The organism is Mesorhizobium sp. M8A.F.Ca.ET.218.01.1.1 (assembly GCF_004791165.1).
GTDB lineage: Bacteria > Pseudomonadota > Alphaproteobacteria > Rhizobiales > Rhizobiaceae > Mesorhizobium.
Map to the genome: position 1 here is coordinate 275,536 of NZ_SRUZ01000004.1, position 17,717 is coordinate 293,252.

The window sequence follows — 17,717 nt, forward strand, 5'->3', positions numbered from 1 at the left end:
CGGAAACCAGCACGGGACAATCTTCTTGACCATTACCCAACTCGACGAGCGCAAGCTCGATCCTGCCATAGCACTGGCTTCCCTGGACGAAACCGCCCCCAGGGAGCCGCATCGGCTTTATGCTCTCAAGCATGGCGATTGCTTTGCGGTCGCCGATGCCTATGGCGACATACGTGGCGCCGGCGACGGCTTCTTCCGCGACGACACGCGTGTGCTTTCGGAATTTCGCCTGACTGTTGGCGGGCGGTCGCTGTCGTTGCTTGGCGCATCGCTCAGCCAGGACAACGTCCTGTTCACCACCAACCTGACCAATCTGCCGATCGAGAGCACCGCGAGCCGCCAGATTCCGCAGGGTGCGATCCATATCGAGCGCGCCAGGCTTCTGTGGGAGGAAAGGCTGTATGAACGCATCACGCTCTCCAACTACAGCCGGGAGCATTCGACGGTCCTGGTGTCGCTGCGCTTTGGTGCCGATTTTCGCGACATGTTCGAAGTCCGTGGCTCGACCCGCTCCAAACGCGGCACCGCCCACACGGCCGAGATCGATCGGAACTCGGTCGTGCTCCGCTACGAAGGCCTGGACAAGGTGGTACGGACCTCCGCGATATCGTTTTCGCAGACGCCCGATCAATTGACCTCCGAGCGGGCGGATTTCTTCATCGCGATTACCAAGCGAAGCAGCCAGACGCTTTACGTGGAAGTGGGCGGCGAGACGCCAGACCGCCCCGAAAGCCGGCGGTTCCGGGCTGCCGCCGCCCGTGCCCGTTTCGGCATGCGCGCAAAGCGCCGGCACGGGGCGACACTGCACAGTTCGGGCCGCGTCTTCAACGATTGGATGGAGCGGGCCCGCGCCGATGTGGCGTTGCTCACGACGGAATTGGCGACCGGCCCTTACCCCTATGCCGGGATTCCATGGTTCTCCACCGCCTTCGGCCGGGACGGCGTGATCTCAGCTCTGCAGATGCTTTGGCTCAATCCCGGCCTGGCTCGTGGTGTGCTTGCCTTTCTCGCCCAGCACCAGGCGACCGAGACCTCCCCCTTCAGCGATTCCGAACCCGGCAAGATCATGCACGAGACCCGCAAGGGCGAGATGGCGGCGCTGAGTGAGTTGCCGTTCGGCCGCTATTATGGCGGCGTCGACACGACGCCGCTCTACATCCATCTCGCCTGCGCCTATGCGGACCGCACGGGAGACACGGCTTTCATCGATGGCCTTTGGCCATCGCTGTGCGCCGCCGCCGAGTGGATCGAGACAGCCAGTCGTTCGACAGGGTTCCTTACCTACCAGCGCGCCGCCGAGTCCGGCCTTGCCAACCAGGGATGGAAGGACAGTTTCGATTCCGTCTTCCATGCCGATGGCCGCATTCCGAAAGGACCGATCGCGCTGGTCGAGGTGCAGGGCTATGTCTTTGCAGCGTTCCAGGGATTGGCAAAGCTTGCACGGCTGCGCGGCGAAGAGGAGCGGGCCGAAAATTGGGAAATGCGCGCCGATGTCATTCGCCAACAAGTCGAACGCCATTTCTGGATCGAGGACCTCAGCTACTATGCGCTGGCGATCGATGGCGATGGCCAACCCTGCAAGGTACGCACGTCCAACGCCGGTCACCTGCTGTATGTCGGCCTTCCCGATCCGGATCGCGCACGCATGGTCGCCGACCAGCTGCTGTCGGCTTCATTCCATTCCGGCTGGGGGCTGAGGACGCTGGCTGACGACGCGATCTTCTTCAATCCGATGTCGTATCACAACGGGTCCATCTGGCCGCACGACACCGCGATCTGCGCCGCCGGACTGGCGCGCTACGGCATCCGCGACAGCGTGGTGCGGTTGATGAGCGGGACTTTCGAATCCGCGGTTCATTTCAACATGCGGCTGCCCGAACTGTTCTGTGGGTTCACGCGCGCGGCCGGCGAAGCGCCGATTGCCTATCCGGTGGCTTGCCTGCCGCAGGCCTGGTCCGCAGGCTCCGCCTTCATGCTCATGCAGGCCTGCCTCGGCCTTCAGATCGACGGTGGGACGAACGAAATTCACGTGACCCAGCCGCGCTTGCCGATCGGTATCGACAATCTCGTCATTCGTCATCTCTCGGTAGGACATGTGGCGGTGGATCTGACGTTTCAACGCGTGGGAGATCGTGTCGGCGCCTTCCTTGCGGATGCGCATGAGGGACTGGTGCCTCTGGTGGTCAGGAGTTGAAAAATCGGAACCATCATGTGTGCGGAACGTTGGATCACCACGCCAAGGATGCCGGAGTTCCTGTCGGTGGATCTGCCGCATCCCATTGAAAGGTAATCAATTCGAAATGCCCGACAACAGTTCGTACCTGGTCGTCCCTTCGGCCGCACCGTGGCTATTCATTCTCGCAATTGTCGGTATCTTATGCATCGCGCTTGCGGTGGTGGTGTCACGGGCGCTTCGGGCCAGAAACACGAAGCGCGCCAGTCTCGAACCAGGACCCGTTCGCGGTCCATTGCCGGAATTCGAAAAGAACGGGCAATCCGCGACCGCCGCGCTTGTCCAATGGTCGCCGGAAACTCTGCGTCACATTTTGGCGAAGGAACTTCCCGATGCGCAGGTGATCGTGGTTTCAAATCGCGAACCCTACATTCATAACCGCAAGGGGGACGATATCCAGCTGGTCGTGCCTGCCAGCGGGCTGGTTTCAGCGCTGGAGCCGATTACGCGCGCCTGCGCCGGCACATGGATCGCCTATGGCGGCGGTTCGGCCGATGCGCTTGTCGTCGATGAAAATGACCGCGTCGAGGTGCCGCCTGAAAACCCATCCTACACGTTGCGCCGCGTCTGGCTGAGCGAGGAAGAACAGCAGGGCTATTATCTCGGCTTTGCCAATGAAGGGCTCTGGCCGCTCTGCCACATAGCCTTCACCCGGCCGATATTCCGCGCCTCCGACTGGGAGGCCTATGAGACGGTCAACCGCAAATTCGCCGACACCGTCGTGGCGGAGGCCCGCAACGAGCGGCCCATCGTGCTGGTCCAGGACTATCACTTCGCGCTGTTGCCGCGGATGATCCGGGAGCGCCTGCCGGAAGCGATCATCATCACCTTCTGGCACATTCCGTGGCCGAATTCCGAGGTGTTCAGCATCTGTCCATGGCGCGAGAAGATTCTCGAAGGACTGCTGGGCAGTTCAATCGTCGGCTTTCACACCCAGTTCCATTGCAACAACTTCATCGACAGCGTCGACCGCTTCCTGGAGAGCAGGATCGAGCGTGAGGATTCCGCCATCTCCTATGGCGGCCAGATCAGCCTGGTTCACGCCTATCCGATTTCAATCGAATGGGAGCCGCCGCATCTGAGCAAACTGCCTGCCGTTGCAGAATGTCGCCAGCTCATTCGCGAGAAATTCGGCCTGGCCGAGAACGTCAGGCTGTGCGTCGGCGTCGAACGCCTCGACTACACCAAGGGCATCCTCGATCGTCTCAACGCGCTCGATGAGCTGCTGACGCTGCATCCGGAATGGATCGGCAAGGTCGCGTTCCTGCAGATCGCCGCGCCCAGCCGCGGCACCTTGCCTGCCTATCAACAATTGTATGAGGAATGTCTGCGCCATGCCGAGGATATCAACCAGCGCCATGGTCGTGAAGGCTATACCCCGGTGGTGCTGGTGACCGAACATCACTCGCAAACGCAGGTGTACGAGATTTACCGGGCCGCCGACGTCTGCATGGTCACCAGCCTTCACGACGGCATGAACCTGGTTGCAAAGGAGTTTGTCGCGGCCCGCGAGGATGAACAGGGCGTGCTGATGCTCAGCATGTTCGCCGGCGCGTCGAAGGAATTGCTGGAGGCGCTGATCGTCAATCCCTACGACGCGGCGATGATGGGCGACGCCCTGCTGCAGGCCTTGACCATGTCACCGGAAGAGCAACGTCAGCGCATGCGACGCATGCGCGAGGTCGTGCGCGAAAACAATGTCTATCGATGGGCGGGCAGCATGCTGTTCGATGCGGCGCGCCTGCGCAAGCGGGATGCGGTCGATCGTGCCGTCAGCGCCGCCCCACGTTCTCCTGGTCCCAGTTCTCCCGGCAATGTGATATCGCTGCTCGACCGCAAGCGCGTGGCGGCCCTGTGATGTCGACATTGTCAAACTTGACCGTACCCAAAGTCCCGCAGGGTGCGTGGGCCTTGTTCCTCGATATCGACGGCACGCTTCTCGAACATGCCGCGCATCCCGATGCGGTGGTTGTCGGCGATGAGTTGCGGACGCTGTTGGTGGGGCTCGAATTGCAATTGGACGGAGCTCTGGCGTTCATCACGGGGCGGTCGATCGCTGCTGTCGATCATCTTTTCCAGCCCCTCAGATTGCGCGCCGCCGGGCTTTACGGTCTTGAGCACAGGCTCGCGCGTGATGGGCCGGTCGAGGCGGCGGGAGAGCCCGCCGACATCGCCGCACTTGCCGAGGAGATCGAAGCGGAGCTGGATAGTGCGGACGTCTATATCGAGCGCAAGGGTCCGATCCTGGCAATCCACACACGAGCGGCACCGCACTTGTTGCAGCGCGCGACGCAACTGGTCGAGCAGGCGCTGGACAGGTTGCCCGCGGGGTATCGGGTGCTGGCCGGCAATGCCGGCGTCGAATTGATGCCGTTGGAGGCGGCGAAGGGAGCGGCAATCAGGCGCTTTTTGGATCTGCCAGCTTTCGAGGGGAGGCGGCCGGTGTTTCTGGGCGACGACACATCCGACGAGAATGGTTTCGAGGCCGTCAATGAGATGGACGGCATTTCGATCCGGATAAAACCGCGCGGACCGACAGCGGCGCGCCATGCGCTGGCCGACGTCGGCGAGGCTTTGGCTTGGCTGGGTGCGGTGAGCCAGAGCAAGTTGGATGGATCGACCGGTCTGGTCCATCCCTTGAACCGAAGGAGTCGGCGATGACCCAATTCACCAGTCTCATCCAGGAGATGATGCCTGCTTGGCTACGCCGGCGCTCGGTCCCGAATGCGCACGAGAGCGAGCCGAGTTTGGATCCGTCGCGCCCGCGGGACGCGGACGAGGTCTGGCGCCAGTTTGTCCAAAAGGATCTCTTTGGCGCCGACACACAGGATCACGCCGAGGCGGAGGATAAAAAGACCGACCGCCACTGAGGGCGGATTAGCCGTCCCCGAAAACCAGCGATACATTGCCGCCGGCGTGGCGTTCAAGGCGGCCGGCGAGGTCGAGTTCAAGCAGCACCATGAAAACCTGGGCCGGGTGCAGGCCGGTGTGACGGATGATTTCGTCGACCGGCACCGGCGTCGGCCCCAGCGCTTCGATCACCTTGGCCCGGTCGCTCTCGCCTGGTGGCGCCGTGGCCGAAAAGTCGGGCGGGTCTTCAAACGGCGGCGGATCAGGTGTTCGCATGCCGGTCAGCGGAAGGATCGCCCTGGAAATGTCCGAAGCCTCGGTGACCAGCGTGGCGCCGTCCTTGAGCAGGCCGTTGGTACCGGCGGCGCGCGGATCGAGCGGGGAGCCAGGCACGGCAAAGACCAGTCGGCCCATCTCGCCGGCAAGCCTGGCGCTGATCAGCGAGCCTGAGCGCTGCGCGGCCTCGACCACGACCAATCCAAGGGCGGCACCGGCGACAAGGCGGTTGCGGCGCGGGAAATCCTGGGCGCGTGGCTGCCAGCCGAACGGCATTTCCGAGATGATGGCGCCACGCTCGGTGATGTTATCGCACAGGCCGGCATTTTCGGGCGGGTAGGGCAGGTCGAGGCCACCGGCGAGCACTCCGACCGTGCCGGTCAAGAGACTGCCCTGATGCGCCGCCGTGTCGATGCCGCGCGCCAGGCCGGAGATGATGCCATAGCCGTCTCCTGCGAGATCGGCTGCCAGCATGCGCGCCATCTTGATGCCGGCAAGCGACGCGTTGCGGGCGCCGACGATCGCAATCCCCGGCAACCGGAACACCGCGGCGTTACCCTTGACCGCCAGCAGCGGCGGCGGATTGTCCATGCTGCGCAGCAGCGGCGGATAGTCTGCCTCGCCGATGCCGACAAAGCGTGCACTGATCCGCCGCGCGGCCTCCATCTCGGCCTCGGCTTCGGCCAGCGAAGGGATGCGCACCATCCGGTTGGCGCCACCGGAAATCATCAGTTCCGGCAGCATTTCCAACGCGACCTCGGCCGAACCGAAACGGTTGATCAGGTCGCGAAAGGAGGCCGGGCCGACATTCTGGGTGCGGATCAGCCGCAACCAGCTCAGCCGCTGGCGATCGGTGAGACGCGGCCCGGCGGCCGGTTCGCTCACCCCTTGGCTCCGATCTTGCCTTCGGTGCCGGCAATCAGCCGCGAAATGTTGGCCCTGTGCTTGATGAAAACGATGATGCTCATCACCACGAACAGCGCTGCAACCTGGGGTGTGCTCATGACGTAGAGGGCGATCGGGACGACGACGGCCGCCGTCAGCGCTGCCAGTGAGGAGAAGCGAAACAGAAAAGCCATCACCAGCCAGACAACGGCAAAGATCAGCGCCACCTGCCAGGCGAGGCCGATCAGCACGCCGAGATAGGTCGCGACGCCCTTGCCTCCTTTGAACCCCAGCCATGCCGGAAACAGGTGCCCCAGAAAAGCGCCAAGGCCGGCCCAGACCGCTGTTTCAGGCGCGAAATGGCCTGCTATCAGCACGGCGGCCGTGCCCTTCAGCGCGTCAAGCAGCAAGGTCGCGGCGGCAAGCCCCTTGTTGCCGGTGCGCAGCACATTGGTGGCGCCGATATTGCCGGAGCCGATCTTGCGCACGTCACCGAGGCCGGCCGCGCGGGTAAGCAGCAGGCCGAACGGAATTGAGCCCAGCAGATAACCGAACACCAACGCCAGGATCAGGCCATAAGTCATTGTTTCCCCCGCATTTCCCCCGGCCATGCTCCATGTCGCATGGCTATTGCCGGCTCAGGCGGAAAACACTGTGCGGCCCGCCACCAGCGTTTGCAAGACCTTGCCTTGCAGGCGTGCGCCTTCGAAACAGGTGTTTTTCGAGCGCGAGCGGATGCCGCTTTCACTGACGATCCAGGGTTCATCGAGATCGACAAGCGCCAGGTCGGCTGCCGCGCCCGGCTTCAGCGTGCCGCCGGGCAATCCGAACAGCCTCGCCGGCGCGGTGGACAAGGTTTCGATCAGCCGGAGCAAAGGCACATCGCCATTGTGGTAGAGCCGCAAGGCGGCGCCCAGCAGGGTTTCGAGGCCGATGGCTCCGGCCGCGGCGTCGGCGAAGGGCAGGCGCTTGGTGTCGACATCCTGCGGATCATGCGAAGAGACGATGACATCCACCGTACCGTCCTTGACCGCCTCGATGACAGCCAGCCGGTCTTCCTCGGCGCGCAGCGGCGGCGTCAGGCGGAAGAAGGTGCGGTATTCGCCGACGTCGTTTTCATTGAGCGACAGATTGTGGATCGACACGCCCGATGTCACTGCCGCTCCGTCGGCCTTCGCCCGTGCCATGGCGCTTGCCGCCATTGCCGTCGAGATCTTCGCGGCATGGTACGAACCCCGCGTCAGCCGCGCCAGCGCAAGGTCACGCTCGAGCGGGATGGATTCGGCTTCACGCGGAATGCCGGAAAGGCCGAGCCAACTGGCATACAGGCCTTCATTCATGACGCCCGATGACCCAAGGTCGGCATCCTGCGTTTCATGGACGATGGTGGCGCCGAAATCGCGCGCGTAGGTCAGCGCTCGGCGCATCACCAGCGCGCTCGATATGGTATGCCGGCCATCGGTGAAGGCGACCGCGCCGGCCTCGCGCAGCAGGCCGAACTCCGTCATCTCGCGCCCGTGGAGGCCCTTGGTGATGGCTGCGGCCGGAAAGATGTTGACGACGGCCGTATCCTTGGCGGTGCGCAACACGAATTCGACGAGCGCCACATTGTCGATCACCGGGTCGGTGTCGGGCATCATGACGATCGACGTCACTCCGCCGGCGGCCGCGGCGACACTCGCCGAAGCGATGGTTTCGCGATGCTCGCCGCCCGGCTCGCCGATGAAGACCCGGCCATCGATCAAACCTGGCATGATCGCCTTGCCGGCGCAGTCGATTGCCGTGGCGCCTTCGGGGACGCCCTGGTTCAGCGCCGCCTTGCCCGCGGCAACGATTTTCTTGCCATCGACTATGACGGAGCCGACTTCGTCGATGCCGCGCGAAGGGTCGACGATGCGAGCGCGTTCAAAGACAGTCGTGCTCATGCGCCGCGACCCTCTTGATTGCGGCCCTCTTGATTACGACGGGGATCAAGCAGCGCTTCCATCACCGCCATGCGCACGGCGACACCCATTTCCACCTGTTCCTGGATGACGCTTTGCGGGCCGTCGGCGATTTCGGAGGCGATCTCAACACCTCGGTTCATCGGGCCGGGATGCATGACCAGCGCGTCATCCTTGGCCGCCTTCAGCTTCTCGGTATCAAGGCCGAAATAGCGGAAATATTCGCGCACCGACGGCACGAAGGCGCCTTCCATGCGCTCGCGCTGCAAGCGCAGCATCATCACCACATCCGCGTCCTTCAGGCCTTCCGCCATCGAGCGGCAGACGATCACGCCCATCCTGTCGATGCCCGAGGGCAGCAGCGTCGAGGGTGCCACCACCCGCACCTGTGCGCCGAGGGCGTTGAGCAGCATGATGTTGGAGCGCGCCACGCGCGAATGCAGGATGTCGCCGCAGATCGCCACGATCAGCTTCGACAGCGGACCCTTGGCGCGGCGGATGGTGAGCGCGTCGAGCAGCGCCTGTGTCGGGTGTTCATGCGCGCCGTCGCCGGCATTGACCACCGAGCAACCGACCTTCTGCGCCAGAAGGGCCGCCGCGCCCGCCGACTGGTGGCGGATGATCAATATGTCGGGCCGCATGGCGTTCAGCGTCATCGCGGTGTCGATGAGCGTCTCGCCCTTCTTCACCGAGGAACTCGCCACCGACATGTTCATGACATCGGCGCCAAGCCGCTTTCCAGCCAGTTCGAACGAGGACTGCGTGCGGGTCGAGGCTTCGTAGAAGAGGTTGATCTGGGTGCGGCCGCGCAGCGTCGAGGTCTTTTTCTCGGACTGCCGCGAGATCGCGACCGCCCGATCCGCCCTGTCGAGCAACAGCTCGATGTCGGCGGGCGAAAGATCGCTGATGCCCAGAAGATGGCGGTGAGGATAGAGTGGCAGGGACGAAGCGTCGGTCATCTCAAGGGGCTGCTATAGGGTGCGGATTTCGCGCCCGCAAGCACCCGCTTTGCATTGACGCCGTTCTCCCCGGTATTTTCGTCGCGCGGGCAGCAACGCTTGGCTATATCTAGCCGATGGCCTCGGATTCGAGGCTTTCCGACGATAAGGCCTTTCTAGAAGGATTGGGCGTGACCGACGACGTAACGAACCAGCCGCCGCCGCTGACGGGCGGCAACGCCTGGCGAGGCGATCCGTTGCTGATCCAGCTTGCCGAGCGCTTTTCCGATCCGGTGCGCAAGGATCTCGACGGGCTTGGCCGTTTCGTGCTCACGCAAGAAGCGCAGGAACTGGCGCGCCTCGCCAATGTCGAGACGCCAAAACTCAGGACGCACGATCGCCAGGGACGGCGCATCGACCTGGTCGAATTCCATCCGGCCTACCACGCGTTGATGCGCCGTTCGGTGGCCAACGGCCTGCACTCCTCGGTCTGGGAAAATGGCGACGCCGAGATTGGCCGCCGCCATCAGGTGCGGGCCGCGCGTTTCTACCTGACGGCGGAACTCGAGACCGGGCACCTGTGCCCCATCACCATGACCAGCGCCTCGCTGGCGGCATTGATGGCCAGCCCAAAACTGTTTCGCGAATGGGCGCCGCGGGTGACGACGCGCAAATACGACCAGAGCCAGAAGCCGCCGGTCGAGAAGACCGGACTGACGCTCGGCATGGGCATGACCGAGAAACAGGGCGGCACGGATGTGCGGGCCAATGTGACCAGGGCGGAACGCGTCGGAAGCGGGTTCTACCGCCTGTCGGGACACAAATGGTTCATGTCGGCGCCGATGTCGGATGCCTTCCTGGTGCTGGCGCAGGCGCCGGAGGGGTTGTCGTGCTTCCTGGTGCCACGTGTGCTCGGCGACGGGTCGGGCAATGGCTTTCGCTTCCAGCGGCTGAAGGACAAGCTCGGCAACCGCTCCAACGCGTCTTCCGAGGTTGAGTTCGTCAACGCCATCGGCGAGATGGTCGGCGAGCCCGGCGCCGGCGTCAAGACGATCATGGACATGGTGACGCTGACCCGGCTCGACTGCGCGGTGGCGTCTTCGGCGATCATGCGGGCGGGGCTGGCCGAAGCGATCCATCATGCCCGCCATCGCCAGGTGTTCGGAACCAACCTGATCGAGCAACCGCTTATGCAGCGCGTGCTGGCCGACATGGCGCTCGATGTCGCCGCGGCGACCGCGCTGTCATTCCGGCTGGCGCGTTCCTTCGACGAGGCGGCGAGCGATCGCGGCGAGGCGGCCTTCGCCCGCGCCATGACGCCGGTCGTCAAATACTGGGTCTGCAAGATCGCGCCGCCGCTGCTTTACGAGGCGATGGAATGCCTTGGCGGCAATGGCTATGTCGAGGAAGCTCCACTCGCCCGCTATTACCGTGAAGCGCCTGTCAACGCGATCTGGGAAGGATCGGGCAATGTCATGGCGCTCGACGTGCTGCGCGTGCTTGGCCGCGCGCCCGGCCTTTTCGAAGAGGTGCTGGGCGGCATCGACCGCGACCTCGGCGCCGGCGGGCGCGGCACGATCGGTGTTCTGAAGGCGGCCATGCAGGTGGCTTCGACCGACGAGGGCTCGGCCCGGCTGCTTACGGAACAGCTTGCGCTGTCGGCGGCGGCCGCCGAGTTACGCCGACTGGGGGCAGGGCGGATCGCCGATGCTTTCGTCGAGACGCGGCTCGCGGGCCAGTGGCGCAATACCTACGGTATGCTCGATTCGCGTCACGATGCGCGCATGATCATCGATACGCTCTATCCGCCGGTGAATTGACGCGATGCCGGTCATCGGGGGCGTTGCCGATCCCCGCCGTCGCCGTTAACCTTAACAAATGGTTTCCGTTGCGGCGGCGAACCGCAAAGCCCACTGTCATTCCTGTCGAAGCAGGAATCACGATGCGACACGTATTGACCTCCTTTCTGTCGGTGCACTGGGCGATCGTTTTCGCTCTGCTCGCGCTGATCTGTATCGATGGAAATCGAGGCGTGGCGGCGGCTCTTGGCGTACTCGGCGTGACCGTCGAGAGCGCCCGATTGATCAATCTGGAGAACATCGTCGTGGTCGCTCCACTGGCGACCGCATTGCTGGTCGTGGCGGTGCTGTTCTTCTGGGCCTTTGTCGATACGCTGATCAACGACGCGTCCAGCCCGGGTGCCGACAGCGTCGTTCGCATCGCCTTTATTTCCGCTTCCGGCGTGATGTCGATGATCCTGATCGGCGGCGCTGCCCAAGGCATCAACGGTCTGTTCATGGTGGTGGCTGTGCAATTGGCCGCACTCCTGGCCTCCTATGTCGCGATGCTCGCCGAGCGGCGTTCGGTAGCCGCGTTGCATGAGGACGATTTCCACGCCACGGCGCACAGCATGGCGAAGGCCGCGGCGCATAATTCACTGCTGTCCCTGATATCGGGTCGGACTGGCTCGAACGGAAAGGGAGGCCGCTGATGCGTTACATCTTCGGAATGTGGGCCGCCCCGATGGCAATTTTCTGGGGCTGGTTCTATCTATCGGCCAACGACATCAATTTCGGCTACGTCATGTTCAGCCGGCAGACGCACGACTTCTTCTTCCAACTCTACGGCCAGATTCTGGGCATCGACCCATCGATCATCCCCGGAATGGTGGCGAAGACTTGCGTCTTCGACGGGCTTCTGCTGACGGCCTTGTGGGCATTCCGCAGGCGTCGCGAGATTTTGGGCTGGGTCAGCCGGCGCTGGACGGGTCCGGTTCGGTTCGACCGGCTGCATCGAGCGACTGAAGCCGGTCCAAAACTCCCTGCAGAATAAAGGCGGCTGCCGCCGAATCGATCTTGCCGGCGCGTTTGGCGCGCGAGAAGTCCATTTCGATCAGCGTCCGTTCGGCCGCGACCGTCGATAGCCGCTCATCCCAGAACACGAAGGGCAGGTCGCTCAGTTGCGCCATGTTGCGCACGAAGGCGCGCGATTTCTGGGCGCGTGGGCCTTCGGATCCGTCCATGTTGATCGGCAGTCCGATCGCCACCGCGCCGACATTCTCCTTCTCCAGCAACGCCAGAAGGACGGCGGCGTCGATCGAGAATTTCTTTCTGAGGATGACCGGGCGGGGATGAGCGAAGGAGAACCCCCGGTCGGAAACCGCGACGCCGATCGTCTTGTCGCCGAGATCGAGCCCTGCCAGGGTCCTGCCGTCGGCGAGGCGCGCCGGCAATTGCTCAATCGTGATGACAGCCAACGGTTTCCCTCGTCTTTTCGGTAGCACGCGTCTTTTCGAATGCGCGGCGGACACTATACCCTTTGATCTCGGGGCTAGCGGCGTTCTATCCTCTGGCTCGACAAAAATCGAGGAAATGCATTGATGAAATTGACCTGGTACGGCCACTCGGCGTTCCGCATCGAAACCGGTGCCGCGAAAATCCTGATCGACCCTTATTTGATCGGCAACCCGTCCTGGACCGGCGGTTGGGAAGAGCCTGCCGAAGGGATCACGCATGTTCTTTTGACACACGGGCACAGCGACCACATCAGCGGCGCGCTGGAAGTGCTCGGCAAGAGTGGCGCTCAACTGGTCGCCAATTTCGAAATCTGCATGTACCTAGTCGGCAAGGGCGTCAGCGACAAGAAGATCAATCCCGGCAACATCGGCGGCACGGTCGATTGCGGCGGCTTCACCACCACCTTTGTCCAGGCGCTGCACTCCTCCTCGTTTGGCGAAGATGGCGGCAGGAACGTCTATCTCGGCAATCCGGGCGGGCTCGTCCTGCATTTCCCGGATGACCGCACGCTCTATCATATGGGCGATACCGATATCTTTTCCGACATGGCGCTGATCAACGAACTGCACGAGCCGAAGATCGGCATTGTCCCGATCGGCGACCGCTTCACCATGGGCGGCGCGGTGGCGGCCCTTGCCTGCCGCCGCTTCTTCAAGTTCGACACGATTGTCCCTTGCCATTTCGGCACGTTTCCGATGATCGATCCGACGCCCGAAAAGTTCGAAGCCGGCTTGGAAGGGTCCGGCGTCAAGGTCGCGTTGCCGAAAATTGGCCAAGCGATTACCATCTAGAAACAACGAAAGCGGAACAAATCCATGGCGTTGGGGCGATCTCTTTGCGTTTCGATGGTTGTCGCGGCGTCGCCCGCGCTCGCCGCCGATGATTTCATCGACGGCGTCTATCTGCAGTCCGAGGAGCTTTTGTGGACAGGCCAGGAAGGAGACGCTGCAGACGCTTGTCGATGCCGGCAACAATCGTGCTTTCGGTGCATGGCCTGCAGGGCGTCGAGTATAGCTGCGAGTTCGTTCAAGTCAGCAAGGCGACGGGCTCGCCCAGCTGGGCGGTGACGGCCATCTGCCAGGAACCGGGCTACGTCTTTCCGGATGTCCTGTCGGTGACGCGGATCAGCCCGACGCAGCTCGATCTCGTCTCGGTCCGACCCATCGACGATGAGAGCGAGGCGAGCGGTAACAGCGGCAGCTATTATCTCTGCGAAGGCGTTGCCCTGCCATGAAGCTGTTTGCCCGATTGTCGGCCGGCGCATGTTGCGCGCCGCGCGCCGCGCCGCTATAGCGCGATCTGGTTTTTCCCGAGGCAAATACATGTCCGTTGATGTCAAGACAGTGAAGCGCGTCGCGCATCTCGCCCGCATCGCGGTGAGTGAGGAAGATGCCGAGCGCATGACCGGCGAGTTGAACGCCATTCTGGGCTTCGTCGAACAGTTGAACGAGGTCGATGTTTCCGGTGTCGAACCGATGACCTCGGTGACGCCGATGGAGATGAAGAAGCGCGCGGATGCCGTCACCGACGGCAACAAGGCGGCCGACATCGTCGCCAACGCGCCGGCGACCGACGAGAATTTCTTCCTCGTGCCGAAGGTCGTGGAGTAAGGCGCCGATGGCAATCGAGATCGCCATGGAGACGCCGCTGCAGGACGACGTGCGCGGCCTGGTGAGAGAGCTCAACGAAACCTTGCTCGAATTGACGCCGCCGGAGCATTGCTACCATCTGACTGTCGAGCAGATGGCGGGGCAGGACACGACGGTTTTCATCGCTCGCGACAATGGGATCGCCATTGGTTGCGGCGCGCTGAAGCGGCACGGCGACGCGATCGGCGAGGTCAAGCGCATGTATATCAGGCCATCGCATCGCGGCCGCAAGCTCGGCGCCGGGATCGTCGAGCGGCTTGAGGCGCTGGCGCGCGATGAAGGATTGAAGCGGCTGGTGCTGGAGACCGGTGACCGCCATCCGGCCGCCTGGACCGTCTATGAACGTGCCGGGTTCTCGCGCTGCGGGCCGGTGCTCGATTATCCCGATTCCGAGTGGTCGGTGTTTTACGAAAAGAGCCTATGATGAGCGACCTGACCCAACTAACGATTTCGCAGGCCCGCGCCAAGCTGCGCGCCAAGGAAATCAGCGCGACTGAGCTGACGGAAAGCTATCTCTCGGCGATCGATCGCGCCAATGGCACGCTCAATGCCTATGTCGCGGTGACCGGCGACAAGGCGCGCGAGATGGCCAAGGCGTCGGACGCCAGGCTGCTCAAGGGCGAGGGCGGTGCTCTGGAAGGCATCCCGCTTGGGATCAAGGACCTGTTCGGTACTGAAGGCGTCCATACCCAGGCCTGCAGCCATGTGCTCGACGGCTTCAAGCCGCGCTATGAATCAACCGTCACCTCCAATCTGTGGGCCGACGGCGCGGTCATGCTGGGCAAGCTCAACATGGACGAGTTCGCCATGGGCTCGTCCAACGAGACCTCCTACTATGGCCCGGTCATCAACCCGTGGCGGCGTTCGCGCCTCGATACGGTGGTGATGCCGACGACACATCAGGGGGATGGCGGCTTCGTGTCGGCCGGCGGCACGAAGACCCAGCGTAGCCTCGACAATGCACAGCTGGTGCCGGGTGGGTCTTCCGGTGGTTCGGCGACTGCCGTCTCGGCGTTTCTGTGTGCCGGTGCGACGGCGACCGACACCGGCGGCTCGATCCGCCAGCCAGCCGCCTTCACCGGCACGGTCGGCATCAAGCCGACCTACGGCCGCTGCTCGCGCTGGGGCATCGTCGCCTTCGCCTCGTCGCTCGACCAGGCCGGGCCGATCGCTCGCGACGTGCGCGACGCCGCCATTCTTTTGAAATCCATGGCCTCGGTCGATCCGAAGGACACGACGTCCGTCGACAGGCCGGTGCCGGACTACGAGGCTGCGATCGGCAAGCCGATCAAGGGCATGAAGGTCGGCATTCCCAAGGAATACCGCGTCGAGGGCATGCCGGAGGAGATCGAGGCCCTGTGGCAGAAGGGCATTGCCTGGCTCAGGGATGCCGGCGCCGAGATCGTCGACATCTCCCTGCCGCACACCAAATACGCGCTGCCGGCCTATTACATCGTGGCTCCCGCCGAGGCGTCGTCCAACCTCGCCCGCTATGACGGCGTCCGCTACGGCTTGCGCGTGCCAGGCAAGGACATCGTCGAGATGTATGAGAAGACGCGTGCCGCCGGCTTCGGCCGCGAGGTCAAGCGCCGTATCATGATCGGCACTTATGTGCTGTCGGCCGGCTACTACGACGCCTACTATCTGCAGGCACAGAAGGTGCGCAATCTGATCAAGCGCGACTTCGAAAACGTCTTCGCCGCCGGCGTCGATGTCATCCTGACCCCGGCTACACCGTCCGCCGCATTCGGTATCGCCGACGAGGACATGGCGGCCGATCCGGTCAAGATGTATCTCAATGACATTTTCACCGTCACCGTGAACATGGCCGGTCTGCCCGGCATTGCGGTGCCAGCCGGGCTCGACCCCAAGGGGTTGCCGCTCGGCTTGCAATTGATCGGCAGGCCGTTCGAGGAAGAGACATTGTTCCAGACCGCCGCCGTCATCGAGCAGGCGGCCGGCAGATTCCAGCCGGAGAAGTGGTGGTAAGGGTATCGCTCGTCTGACGCATGCCCCCGAAAATCGCGATCGATTTTAGGATAGGATCATGCATGAAACTGAAGCATTACGGCGTCCTTGACGCTGTAAGGGTTGAGCGATGTTCTACTATCTTTCCAAGGTCTTCTGGTTTTTCATCCAGCCACTCAACCTGACAATCTTCCTGCTTTTGGCGGGGCTGATCGCGGGGATGATCGGCCGGCGGCGACTTGCCGTCACCGGCAGTGTGCTGGCGTTTTTGATCCTTGCGCTGTCGGCCTGGACGTCGCTCGGCGCCATGATGCTCAATCCGCTGGAGGAACGCTTTCCAAAGCCGTCGCTGCCGGAGGAAGTGGACGGCATCGCCGTGCTCGGCGGCGGCTTCGAGGGCGCTATCAACCTCGTGCGCGGCGGCCATGAATTGAACAGCAGCGGCGATCGCATGGTCGAGACCGCAATCCTCGCCCGGCGTTTCCCGCAGGCAAAAGTGGTGGTCTCCGGTGGAAACGGCTCACTGTTCTTCGATGGCGAAGGTGATGCCGACACGGCGCCACGCCTGCTCGAGGCGCTGGGTGTACCGGCTGACCGTCTGATCCTCGAAGACAAATCCCGTAACACTTACGAGAACGCGGTCTTCAGCCGCGAACTGGTCAAACCCAAGCCGGGCGAGACATGGCTGCTGGTGACATCAGCCTTTCACATGCCCCGCGCCAAGGCGCTGTTCGACAAGGCCGGTTTTCCAACCGTTCCATGGCCGGTCGACTATCGTACCTCGGGCAAGGAAGGCATCGGCCTGTTCCGAGACAACCCGTCCGACTCGCTGCAGGCGACCACGATGGCGGTTCGCGAGTGGATCGGACTTTTGGCCTATTGGCTTTCCGGGCGCATCGATCAGCCGTTTCCGGCGCCGGGCGGCTGACCGATGACGGCGCGCCGCGCTGCCGAGAAGAACTGGCGCCGCACCAGGACGGCCAGCAGCAGAAGCGTCGACAGCACGAACACCAGGGGATCGACGAACCAGCCGAGATAGCCGATCGAGAAGAACACGCCGCGCAGGCCCGAGTTGAAATGCTTGCCGGCCAGCATGTTCATCTGCGTCGCGCGCCACACGGCCGTTTGCGTGACCGGATTGCGCGAGGCTTCGCCATGCGGGATCGGCACCGCGCCGATCAGGATCGAGCAATAGTTGAACAGCCGGTAGGCCCAGCCGAACTTGAAGAAGGAAAAGGCGAGAATCAGCACCAGGCCCAGCACCTTGATCTGAAAAGCGGCTCGATCCGGCACGCCGCCCAGCGGGAGGTCGCTGAGAACCTCGATGACGCGGTCCGACGCGCCAAGCAGGGCGAAACAGCCGCCGAGCGCGATCAGCGAACTGGAGGCGAAGAAGGCGGTTCCCTGCTGCAGGCCGCTCATGATGGCGGTGTCGACGATGCGGATCTCACGCTCGGCCATGGTGCGCATCCAGGCCTCGCGCTGCGCATTCATGGCGGTCGTCAGCGACATGCGGCTAACCAGCTTGCCATCGGACGCGAGCGTGTGCAGCACCCACGCAAGGAGGAAAAAGCCAAGCGCCGCGAGATCGGCCGCCGACAGATAGGAGGAATCGCCCATGGTTGAGTTTACCATATCCCGCGCGATCGCTTCGATCGCCGCATATGGCGACAGTTAAT

General features: G+C 63.2%; 18 protein-coding genes and 1 pseudogene. 13 read left to right on the forward strand and 6 right to left on the reverse strand.

Going from position 1 to position 17,717, the window contains the following annotated elements:
* Nucleotides 1–31 precede the first annotated feature (31 nt).
* The 4 genes from EN861_RS17365 (at nt 32) to EN861_RS17380 (ending at nt 5,103) form a co-directional block, all read left to right on the forward strand.
* Nucleotides 32–2,194 carry an amylo-alpha-1,6-glucosidase gene (locus EN861_RS17365; RefSeq protein WP_135864876.1) on the forward strand — a complete coding sequence of 721 codons (2,163 nt, stop codon included), beginning with the start codon at nt 32–34 and terminating at the stop codon, nt 2,192–2,194.
* 106 nt (nt 2,195–2,300) lie between these two features.
* Nucleotides 2,301–4,091 carry a trehalose-6-phosphate synthase gene (locus EN861_RS17370; protein ID WP_135864580.1) on the forward strand — a complete coding sequence of 597 codons (1,791 nt, stop codon included), beginning with the start codon at nt 2,301–2,303 and terminating at the stop codon, nt 4,089–4,091.
* Nucleotides 4,091–4,894 (forward strand): trehalose-phosphatase, encoded by an 804-nt coding sequence (otsB, locus tag EN861_RS17375; protein WP_135864878.1) that lies wholly within the window; start codon nt 4,091–4,093, stop codon nt 4,892–4,894. The genes EN861_RS17370 and otsB overlap by 1 nt, the downstream gene beginning before the upstream one ends.
* Complete coding sequence (locus EN861_RS17380; protein WP_127278356.1) at nt 4,891–5,103, forward strand: hypothetical protein; 213 nt, start codon at nt 4,891–4,893, stop codon at nt 5,101–5,103. The genes otsB and EN861_RS17380 overlap by 4 nt, the downstream gene beginning before the upstream one ends.
* A gap of 7 nt (nt 5,104–5,110) precedes the next feature.
* Here the strand turns inward: EN861_RS17380 and dprA are convergent, their stop codons facing one another.
* Genes dprA through EN861_RS17400 form a run of 4 tightly spaced genes read right to left on the reverse strand, consistent with a single transcriptional unit; the run spans nt 5,111 to nt 9,146 of the window.
* Nucleotides 5,111–6,244 (reverse strand): DNA-processing protein DprA, encoded by a 1,134-nt coding sequence (gene dprA / locus EN861_RS17385; protein WP_135864582.1) that lies wholly within the window; start codon nt 6,242–6,244, stop codon nt 5,111–5,113.
* Nucleotides 6,241–6,828, reverse strand: a complete 588-nt coding sequence (plsY, locus tag EN861_RS17390) for a glycerol-3-phosphate 1-O-acyltransferase PlsY (RefSeq protein ID WP_135864584.1) — start codon at nt 6,826–6,828, stop codon at nt 6,241–6,243. Before plsY ends, dprA begins: the two co-directional genes overlap by 4 nt.
* A 54-nt stretch (nt 6,829–6,882) precedes the next feature.
* Nucleotides 6,883–8,169 carry a dihydroorotase gene (locus EN861_RS17395; RefSeq protein WP_135864586.1) on the reverse strand — a complete coding sequence of 429 codons (1,287 nt, stop codon included), beginning with the start codon at nt 8,167–8,169 and terminating at the stop codon, nt 6,883–6,885.
* Nucleotides 8,166–9,146, reverse strand: a complete 981-nt coding sequence (locus EN861_RS17400; RefSeq protein WP_135864588.1) for an aspartate carbamoyltransferase catalytic subunit — start codon at nt 9,144–9,146, stop codon at nt 8,166–8,168. Before EN861_RS17400 ends, EN861_RS17395 begins: the two co-directional genes overlap by 4 nt.
* A 170-nt stretch (nt 9,147–9,316) precedes the next feature.
* Between EN861_RS17400 and EN861_RS17405 the strand changes: the two genes are divergently transcribed.
* From EN861_RS17405 to EN861_RS36315, 3 genes are all read left to right on the forward strand, one after another.
* A complete protein-coding gene (locus tag EN861_RS17405; protein WP_127278351.1) occupies nt 9,317–10,945 on the forward strand; it encodes a DNA alkylation response protein in 1,629 nt (542 codons plus the stop codon).
* A gap of 122 nt (nt 10,946–11,067) precedes the next feature.
* Entirely contained in the window at nt 11,068–11,616 is a 549-nt protein-coding gene (locus EN861_RS17410) for a hypothetical protein (protein ID WP_135864590.1), read from the forward strand.
* A complete protein-coding gene (locus EN861_RS36315) occupies nt 11,616–11,957 on the forward strand; it encodes a DUF6105 family protein (RefSeq protein ID WP_127278349.1) in 342 nt (113 codons plus the stop codon). The genes EN861_RS17410 and EN861_RS36315 overlap by 1 nt, the downstream gene beginning before the upstream one ends.
* Here the strand turns inward: EN861_RS36315 and ruvX are convergent.
* Entirely contained in the window at nt 11,875–12,381 is a 507-nt protein-coding gene (ruvX, locus tag EN861_RS17420) for a Holliday junction resolvase RuvX (RefSeq protein ID WP_135864592.1), read from the reverse strand. The genes EN861_RS36315 and ruvX overlap by 83 nt on opposite strands.
* Before the next feature lie 123 nt (nt 12,382–12,504).
* Here ruvX and EN861_RS17425 point away from each other — a divergent pair, with 123 nt between their 5' ends.
* The 6 genes and pseudogenes from EN861_RS17425 to EN861_RS17450 all read left to right on the forward strand — a co-directional run bounded on the left by EN861_RS17425 (nt 12,505) and on the right by EN861_RS17450 (nt 16,966).
* The gene (locus EN861_RS17425; RefSeq protein ID WP_135864594.1) at nt 12,505–13,212 is read left to right on the forward strand and encodes a metal-dependent hydrolase; all 708 of its coding nucleotides are present in this window, start codon (nt 12,505–12,507) and stop codon (nt 13,210–13,212) included.
* A gap of 24 nt (nt 13,213–13,236) precedes the next feature.
* Nucleotides 13,237–13,655 (forward strand): annotated as a pseudogene (locus EN861_RS17430) (hypothetical protein).
* 88 nt (nt 13,656–13,743) lie between these two features.
* On the forward strand, nt 13,744–14,031 hold the full coding sequence (gene gatC, locus EN861_RS17435) for an Asp-tRNA(Asn)/Glu-tRNA(Gln) amidotransferase subunit GatC (RefSeq protein ID WP_127280125.1): 288 nt from the start codon (nt 13,744–13,746) through the stop codon (nt 14,029–14,031).
* A gap of 7 nt (nt 14,032–14,038) precedes the next feature.
* Nucleotides 14,039–14,494, forward strand: a complete 456-nt coding sequence (locus tag EN861_RS17440) for a GNAT family N-acetyltransferase (protein WP_127280124.1) — start codon at nt 14,039–14,041, stop codon at nt 14,492–14,494.
* Nucleotides 14,494–16,059: an amidase family protein gene (locus EN861_RS17445; protein WP_135864596.1), complete on the forward strand. Its 1,566-nt coding sequence runs from the start codon at nt 14,494–14,496 to the stop codon at nt 16,057–16,059. The genes EN861_RS17440 and EN861_RS17445 overlap by 1 nt, the downstream gene beginning before the upstream one ends.
* 109 nt (nt 16,060–16,168) lie before the next feature.
* Entirely contained in the window at nt 16,169–16,966 is a 798-nt protein-coding gene (locus EN861_RS17450; protein ID WP_135864598.1) for a YdcF family protein, read from the forward strand.
* Here EN861_RS17450 and EN861_RS17455 read toward each other — a convergent pair.
* Entirely contained in the window at nt 16,939–17,658 is a 720-nt protein-coding gene (locus EN861_RS17455) for a DUF599 domain-containing protein (RefSeq protein WP_135864601.1), read from the reverse strand. The two genes, EN861_RS17450 and EN861_RS17455, sit on opposite strands and share 28 nt — an antisense overlap.
* Nucleotides 17,659–17,717: the final 59 nt, after the last annotated feature.